Annotated in this window: 4 protein-coding genes and 1 pseudogene; all 5 read left to right on the forward strand. The window is 37.6% G+C overall.

Annotated features, from left to right (window positions below; genetic code table 11):
* The coding region (locus tag AN213_RS20455) for a hypothetical protein (RefSeq protein ID WP_236702941.1) at window positions 1-243 on the forward strand (243 nt) is incomplete at its 5' end.
* 17 nt (window positions 244-260) lie between these two features.
* A complete protein-coding gene (locus AN213_RS20530; RefSeq protein ID WP_330218874.1) occupies window positions 261-971 on the forward strand; it encodes a hypothetical protein in 711 nt (236 codons plus the stop codon).
* Window positions 920-1,813, forward strand: coding sequence for a TonB-dependent receptor domain-containing protein (locus AN213_RS20535; RefSeq protein WP_330218875.1), 894 nt, complete (start codon window positions 920-922; stop codon window positions 1,811-1,813). Before AN213_RS20530 ends, AN213_RS20535 begins: the two co-directional genes overlap by 52 nt.
* Before the next feature lie 62 nt (window positions 1,814-1,875).
* Window positions 1,876-2,757, forward strand: a complete 882-nt coding sequence (locus AN213_RS19515) for a class I SAM-dependent methyltransferase (protein ID WP_055199428.1) — start codon at window positions 1,876-1,878, stop codon at window positions 2,755-2,757.
* Window positions 2,758-3,152: 395 nt separating this feature from the next.
* A pseudogene (locus tag AN213_RS19520) lies at window positions 3,153-3,470 on the forward strand (TonB-dependent receptor); the annotation flags it as partial.

Raw genomic sequence — 3,470 nt, forward strand, 5'->3', positions numbered from 1 at the left:
GATATCGAAGCATACACAGCAGATACTGTGGGTTGGTCTTATTACGGTGCTACAGTTCTTTCACCTGATTTCTCTCAAGCACAAGCATCACTACTTTGTGATGATCTAATTGCAGAATACGGTGAAGAGACATTCCGTCGTGTAGATGCTAACGAAGATTGGGGTCCTGGCTCTGAATACTGTATGTATGCATACGCTAACGTATTTACATCAGCTCTAACTATGAAATTGCTGATAACGTAGAGTGGTTTGGTCAAACAATGTTCGTTCAAAACTCATCATTCGGTCGTTATGCTCCACCTGCTGCACCTTGGACAAATATGTCTGCAGACAATGAGCATAACCCATATGGTGAAGACGGCGCATACGGTCTATTCCGTTGGGTTGGTATCGGTACACGTGATGGTAACGTAGATGACTACAATATCGATTTAACAACAGGTTTACGTGGTTTCCTTGATTGGTGGGAAGTTTACTATCACCGTAACAAAGCAGACAATAAGTCTGTTGGTCAATACTACCTATCATACTCAGGTCTAGCTTATAACCAAGCAAATGATATCGACTTAGGTTCAGATGAAGGTGTTGCTAATATGAAAGCAACGACTCTTCAAGAGTCTTCTTCTACATTTGACCAATACTTTGCTGGTTTAGGCTTTGATTTATTTGAACTTCCAGGTGGTCAAGTAGCTCACTACGTAGGTATGGAGTACTTTGAGCAAACTTATGCTGATATCTACGATGGTCAATCAGCTGCAGGCCTTATTGGTGGTTCAGCAGGTAACTCTTCTGAAGGTATGCGTGATGTAACTGCATTCTTCTTCGAATCAGTATTACCAGTAACAGAAACAGTAGAAGTAAACTTAAAAGCTCGTTACGATGATTATTCTGATTTCGGCGACAACATTGTAACATCGTTATCCGTGGTTCATACTCTGAGTCTTTCCGTGCTCCAGGTCTTGACCTTCTAAACGCAGCACGTACATTCTCAGCAGAATCTGCAATCGACTATGCAAATGGTTCAACTACATCACGTCAGTATGATACTTATTACACGCAAAACTCTGAGTTAGATGCTGAAACTTCAGATTACACTAACCTTGGTGTTGCATGGGATGTAAACGACAATCTTACGTTCAAAGTTGATTACTTCCAATTAGCAATCGACAATGTAATTCAGTCTAAGTCACTTCAGTCTCTACTATCAGATGAAGCTGCTGGTCTAATTTCTGCGGTATCAGTAGACACAGATACTTCAAATGAAACTTTCTACTTGAAACGTGCAGCTTCAGGTACTCTAGTTGAAGCGGGTACATCTTATTTCAACGGTGCAGGTTTCGAAATTGAAGGTATCGACTTTACAATCGCTGCTAATATCGAGACTGGTTTTGGTGATTTCCGTTTCCAAAACGTGAATAGTTTCGTACTTTCTTATGAAGAAGAAGTTGGTGGTGTTGTACAAGATACATCTGGTTGGTCAGGTCAACCTGAACTTAAGTCTGTTGCTACAGTTGCTTGGTCTTATGAAGATCACTCTTTAGCGTGGAATGCAACTTATACAGATAGTACTTCTGAAACTGAAGTAGATGAAGATGGTGACGGTTACTATGATCAATCAGGCAAGCTTGATAGCTGGTTAATTCATAACTTAACTTACACTTATAACGCAGGTGCATATGGTGCACTTACTTTCACTGTTAATAACTTAACAGATGAAGATCCAGTGTTATCATCAAACGGTACTTGGGATGACCAAGACCTTTATAATAACTTTGGCCGTGATTACCGTGTAAGCTATTCAATCAGCTTCTAATTAAGTTTTTTGAATGCAAAAAAGGCTGAATTTATTCAGCCTTTTTTATTTATGGAGATGTTATGAGCGACCATTGGACAAATTATTGGCAGCAAGGGCATTTGACCTCTTTTGGTAATGGTTTTAAAAATAACTATCAAGGTGCTCTTCAACAATTTTGGTATAGCTTTGCGAATAAGTTAGAAGAAAATGCAGCTGTACTAGATGTTGGCACAGGGAACGGTGCTTTAATTCAGCTATTACAGAAAGATAAAAAATTAAACTGTTTTGGCGTCGATCAGGCAACGATTCATCCAGAGGTTTCAAAAAGTATAGGTGGAACTTTTCTATCGAACACTGCCGTTGAAAAATTACCATTTAATGATGATGAGTTTTCGTGTGTAGTTGCGCAATTCGCTTTAGAATACAGCCTAATCAATGAAAGTATTCAAGAAGTATTTCGGGTATTAGATGGAAAAGGGATATTTGCGTTTGTATGTCACCACCCAGAATCAATAATCGTAAAGCCTAACACACTTATTTTATCTGCGGCGCATTTTGTCAAAAGAAATATTACACCCAGTTTAACTGCTTTGATTAGCTGCCTAGATGAAAAGGGATTTGCTTCTGCTGAACGTTACTTTGATGAAATAAACACTCAAATCAAAAATGAGTTTAAAAATGATACCGATGCTTTAGCAGGGACTAACTTACCTGCGTTTCTGGGCTTTCTGCTCCAAAATGTGAATAACAAGATAGACTTCAAAAAAGCATTATCTCTTTTTATGAATGAATTAGATCTACTTATTCTCAGACTCACTGAACTAGTAAATGCTGCGACTCAGTCAACCACTTTAATTAATAAAGTTAAAGCTGTTTCCACGAGTTATGACGAAGGGAAAATTTTCGATAACAACCATAGTGGATTGTTAGCCACTTACATAGTAGGTAAGGCTAGCATTTAGAGCTTCTTTACTCCCTTTAATAAAAGTAGCATTTTAAAATTAGATGTTACTTTTTCTGTAACTAACTTCTTTTTGCAAATTTTTAATAGTTTCATTTATATCAACTCAAAAATTATATAATTGCATTTTTTTGCTCAGTCAAAGCGAGTTACTTGGTCTTTACTTGGTGGTTATTTTCATTATTGGCAATTGTTGTGTACCCATTATTAACATGTGTAGTTGATTATTGAGTATATATTAATTTTTGATTTTCTCTTTAAAAACAAAGGTTAAAAATAAGTTGACCAAAAGTTGTACCTGATATTAATATTTGATAGCTCTAAAGGGTTGTATAGCTCTTTGGGGTTAAAATAAATTAATAAAGTCATAACATGGATATGACCAGGGAGAATCAAATGTTAAATAATCAAGTTTCAAAAGCAGTTCGCTTAGCAATTGCTTTTGGTGCAGCGTCAACAGCTGCATTTTCAGCTTCGTCTTTTGCTGCTGAAGAAGAAGGTGTAGAAAAAGTTGAACGTATACAAGTAACAGGTTCACGCATCAAGCGTACTGACCTTGAAGGTGCATCACCTGTAATCAGTATCACATCTGCTGATATTAAAATGGAAGGTGACTTCACTGTAGCTGATGCACTTCGTTCAAGCTCACTGAACTCATTCGGCTCATTCTCAGAGCGTTCAGGTAGCTCTGCTCAGTCTCAAGCAACAATCAAC

The organism is Pseudoalteromonas sp. P1-8 (assembly GCF_001399985.1).
Lineage (GTDB): Bacteria > Pseudomonadota > Gammaproteobacteria > Enterobacterales > Alteromonadaceae > Pseudoalteromonas.

What these genes read in the sequence shown, in the direction of transcription:
- AN213_RS20530 (WP_330218874.1), top strand. Translation starts at nt 261, where the DNA reads ATGTTCGTTCAAAACTCATCATTCGGTCGTTATGCTCCACCTGCTGCA.
- AN213_RS19515 (WP_055199428.1), top strand. Translation starts at nt 1,876, where the DNA reads ATGAGCGACCATTGGACAAATTATTGGCAGCAAGGGCATTTGACCTCT.